The organism is Roseovarius sp. PS-C2, assembly GCF_018862045.1.
Classification (GTDB): domain Bacteria; phylum Pseudomonadota; class Alphaproteobacteria; order Rhodobacterales; family Rhodobacteraceae; genus Roseovarius.
In genome coordinates, this window is the sequence record NZ_JAHKSQ010000028.1 from 1 (window position 1) to 3,759 (window position 3,759).

Genomic DNA, 3,759 nt, shown 5'->3' on the forward strand with positions numbered 1-3,759 from the left:
CGTCCCCGAACGATCCCCGCAGCTTTAAAGCCGACACTCACCCGCGAAAGGACAGCTCCCGGGGTGGTTCGGTGTGTCGTTCGCGCGGGTGGCGTCGGGGTGTGGGCTTTAAGGGTGGGGGGCCGGCGAGGTGTGGATATATTCAGGGTTATTTAGACGGCGTACATCGAAAATATAGGTTGGCTTGAATGCTACCAATTTTTGGTCCTTCAACAATTTCCAAACCTACCGGTGGTGGTCCTATCCTTAACAAAGCCGCCAAAAATTCGGTTTCCGAGACAGAGAAGTCGCCAGTCACGATAGCTTTACCACCTGGTACGTGGAATTGGATCACAAAAGCACTGGCGACCTCATTATCCAGGACTACGGCGACCGGACTACCTATGTTTTCCGCTGTATAATCCCCTAAGCGCAGTGTTCCAGATGGACCAAGGCGGAATTCAAAAGCAGGCCGCCCATTTTGGTCGAATGTGGCCTCGGCAGCAACAATATCCTCGCCTGTTATGATGGCAGTGCGCTCAACTACATAGAATACACCGCTTTCGCCCTTAGCTGGCAGAACTTTGGTCCCTAGCTCTGGTGCCCAATTGCTATCCGAGAGGCGAGCCACGACTGGCTGAAGGGTTATCTGTGGCGTAGGGGCCATGATATTCTTCAACTCTAGCTCCCCAACACTCCCGGTGCGTGGAGTATGAATCAGGATATGGTTGACGCCCCATTGTTGGACCGAAGTGCCAACCGTGCCAACTTCGTTGATACGTTGCTGAATGAAATTAATAACTTGTCTCAGCGCTCGTTCTTCCGAAACCAAATGCCTAGCTTTACCAATCCGGATATTCACGACAGAACCCTTGACAGAAATGACCATTTCGTCCCCGTCAAAGCCACGCCTACGAATTAACGAGCGGACAAGTGAAACCGCCTCGACCGACTTATCGGGCTTTTCAACTAGGCGGATGGTTAGACCCTCAGAGGTGATGTTCAAGTGGGAGGAACCGATCCGGTTGCGTCTCTCTCTCAGCAGCGTCGCTACATCTGACCAAATGTCTTCTATAAGGGCGTCATATATTTCTTCGACCCTGACCTTAACCAAAGCATGCTGACGATCACGTAGACTGAAGCCAGTCTTTTGCTCCAGCGAGGAAACTCTAACTTCTTCACATGATTTCTTATTGTTTTCGTACCCAAAGATCAGCATGGTCTTTTCCCAGCCATCAACTGACATTCGTTCGAACCAGTACGTTGGAATATCATTGAGACTATCGGGCAGTTGTTCGACGGCGCGCTGAAGTCGGATTGGCAATTCTTCGTATTTTGATTGTTCACTTGATGCATTGGCCGGTAGCCCTACCGCTGCCAATAAGAGTAGGATGACAGCAAACTGGCGGATCATTATCTCAGCGACCTTTCGTAGGCTAATACCGCCGCATTCGCAGCCGCTATATGGCCAACTTGCGCATCCTATGTGCGTGCTCCAAGTTCGAATGAAAAAACTTATCGCTTCACCAAAGATACCCGCCATCTGATAGGCTCCATGTCGTTGCAGGACCCCGGCCAGTAATCCCCAGCCGGGGCCGTTCTCAGGGCAGCTTACGCGTCACGACGTAATCCGCCAACCACTGCCAGTACTGATCCCGGTTCCGGAACCCCTGCTGACGCGCCGCGAGGTCTTCCGCCGCCGATCGGGACAGACCGCCGTCGTATTCGGCGATGGCGGCCCGTTCCTCGAACGCCTCGATGTCCGGGATGATCATGACGGGAGCCGTATCTGATCGACGATCCCGCGCTTCTGCTCGTCGGAGATACCCGCCGAATAGATGCCGTAGGTGATCCCGTTCTCCGACCGGGCGGACTTGTGCCCGACGAGGGACGCGGTGAAGTGCTCCGGGACGCCGGTCCGTTCGCACTGGGTGATGAACCACTTCCGGGTCGAGTGGAACACCAGACCGGGACGATCCAGCCCCAGCTTCTTCCGCAGGTCCGCGAAGCGCTTGGTCACCACGTTGACGGTCAGGTCCGGAAACAGCGGCCCTTCGGAGGGAAGATCACCCAAGAGCGCCTCCAGTTCCGAGTGCAGCGGAACCAGACGTTCGGCGGCGTCGGTCTTGAGTTCCCGCAGCGCGTTCGGGCGCACCCACACGAACCACCCCAGATTCCCTTTCCGGATCAGGTCCTCGCGCAACAGCCCGACGGCCTCACCGGACCGCATGCCGGTCATAAGACAGACCTTGAGCGGGTCGTGAATCACAGGGTCCCGGGACGCCAACAGCTTGCGAACCTCGTCGTCGGTCGGAACGGCGTAGGGCGCGGGTCTGATCTTCCCCTCGAAGCGGACGGTCCGGAACGGGTTCTGACGAAGATGCCCCTCGTAGACCGTCCAGTCCAGAAAGTGGTTCACCTGCGACCAGATGCGCTTGCGGGTGCGGGCGGATATCCGGCGATTTCCCCGGTCCGACCAGATCACGAGTTGGTCGAGCCCCATGCGCCGGGTGTCCGGGACTTTCCCGATCAGCGGCGACAGTCTGGCGATCAGGCTCAGGAATTCCCGTCCGTCGTCGCGGGTCAGGGACGTGATCTTCCGGTCCGAGTGCTTGGAGACGAACAGACCGACCGAGTAGCGGACGCTCTTGAACCCGCCCCAGCGAAGCTCTCGCCCCCGCAGGTCCAGATAGGTTCGGGACAACTCCCCGACCGTCGGAACCTTGGTCTTTCCCGGGAACGAGATCGGCCCCTCGGCTTCCAGAGCGCTCCGGAGAGTGGCCAAGGCGGATTTGGATGTCTGAGCCCATGACGAGCCGCCGACGTGTGTCTCCGCGTCACTCAGGACGTCTTCGGCCCCGGTTCGAATCTTGCGGACCAGTTCCTCGTACTTGGCGTTCACCTGCGCTGCGCGGGCGCGGGCCAGCTTGACGTCGCCGGTCTTCAGCGACTGCTTCAGGGCGCGCGCACCGATCACGGGGGCGACGTCCTTGGGATAGTTGCGGCGATAGAGCCACGTTTGGCCCTTGAGATAGGCGTACTTGATGTCGGACATGACTACTCCTTGCCCGGCGGAAGTGCCCCGGGGTCATTTCGATATTCGGTTGGAAAGAAGAGTGTTCAGGTGACGGCTGGGATGTTCCTAATCCTTGCCGACCACCGCCTTGACGAGGTCCAGAGGCGGCTCGCCGTAGGTTCCGGCGAAGGGGCCGCTGAGGGCCACGCCAGTCACGCGGTCGTCCTCGACCGAATGGACTTCGAACAGGTGTTCGGGAACGTCATCGAAGGCTCGGATGACGATCACCGTGTCGGGTTCCAGATCGGGCATGGGTCAGCCGATCATGACCAGAATGACGAACACCAGCAGGGCCCAGATCAGCCACTGGTCGTCACTGGCGGATGATCGACGGGTCTTCTTGGCGGGCGCGAACAGCCACCGCAGTACGTTGATGAGCATGGGAATCCTCCTTGATTGCTATCGTTATAGATGCGGAGGTTTCCTCGGTTTTCGGGGGGATCATGGGACGGGAAGTGGTATTTGACGAGCAGATTTAAGTGTACCAGACTGGGTTTGCACAATCTGGAGCTAACTAATGAAAATAGCTGTTGGAATAATTGGAATCACACTCGCTCTTATCGCTTTGTTGCAATCCTGTACAATTACTGGCCTATCAGGAATATCTGAAGACCAAGCAACTGGTGAGGCAGGTGCATTTGGAATGATGACGGCGTTCCTCATGTTCTTTGGTGGCGCATTTGCCTTCGGTCTTCCCCGTATCG

General features: G+C 57.1%; 6 protein-coding genes. 1 reads left to right on the top strand and 5 read right to left on the bottom strand.

The genetic code is table 11. From position 1 onward, the window contains the following. Positions 1 to 148: 148 nt before the first annotated feature. From secD to KPG71_RS19805, 5 genes are all read right to left on the bottom strand, one after another. On the bottom strand, positions 149 to 1,393 hold the full coding sequence (gene secD / locus KPG71_RS19465) for a preprotein translocase subunit SecD (RefSeq protein ID WP_216340401.1): 1,245 nt from the start codon (positions 1,391 to 1,393) through the stop codon (positions 149 to 151). A gap of 187 nt (positions 1,394 to 1,580) precedes the next feature. Next, entirely contained in the window at positions 1,581 to 1,754 is a 174-nt protein-coding gene (locus KPG71_RS19470) for a hypothetical protein (RefSeq protein WP_216340403.1), read from the bottom strand. Continuing rightward, positions 1,751 to 3,034, bottom strand: coding sequence for a DUF6538 domain-containing protein (locus KPG71_RS19475; protein WP_216340405.1), 1,284 nt, complete (start codon positions 3,032 to 3,034; stop codon positions 1,751 to 1,753). The genes KPG71_RS19470 and KPG71_RS19475 overlap by 4 nt, the downstream gene beginning before the upstream one ends. Before the next feature lie 87 nt (positions 3,035 to 3,121). Next, complete coding sequence (locus KPG71_RS19480) at positions 3,122 to 3,307, bottom strand: hypothetical protein (protein WP_073037661.1); 186 nt, start codon at positions 3,305 to 3,307, stop codon at positions 3,122 to 3,124. A gap of 3 nt (positions 3,308 to 3,310) precedes the next feature. After that, positions 3,311 to 3,436: a hypothetical protein gene (locus KPG71_RS19805; RefSeq protein ID WP_301182931.1), complete on the bottom strand. Its 126-nt coding sequence runs from the start codon at positions 3,434 to 3,436 to the stop codon at positions 3,311 to 3,313. Between the two features lie 136 nt (positions 3,437 to 3,572). Here KPG71_RS19805 and KPG71_RS19485 point away from each other — a divergent pair. Then, positions 3,573 to 3,759, top strand: a 187-nt coding sequence (locus KPG71_RS19485) for a hypothetical protein (protein ID WP_216340407.1), incomplete at its 3' end; no start/stop codon positions are given.

Coding starts and splice junctions, on each gene's coding strand:
- secD (WP_216340401.1), bottom strand. CDS start 1,393: ATGATCCGCCAGTTTGCTGTCATCCTACTCTTATTGGCAGCGGTAGGG.
- KPG71_RS19470 (WP_216340403.1), bottom strand. CDS start 1,754: ATGATCATCCCGGACATCGAGGCGTTCGAGGAACGGGCCGCCATCGCC.
- KPG71_RS19475 (WP_216340405.1), bottom strand. CDS start 3,034: ATGTCCGACATCAAGTACGCCTATCTCAAGGGCCAAACGTGGCTCTAT.
- KPG71_RS19480 (WP_073037661.1), bottom strand. CDS start 3,307: ATGCCCGATCTGGAACCCGACACGGTGATCGTCATCCGAGCCTTCGAT.
- KPG71_RS19805 (WP_301182931.1), bottom strand. CDS start 3,436: ATGCTCATCAACGTACTGCGGTGGCTGTTCGCGCCCGCCAAGAAGACC.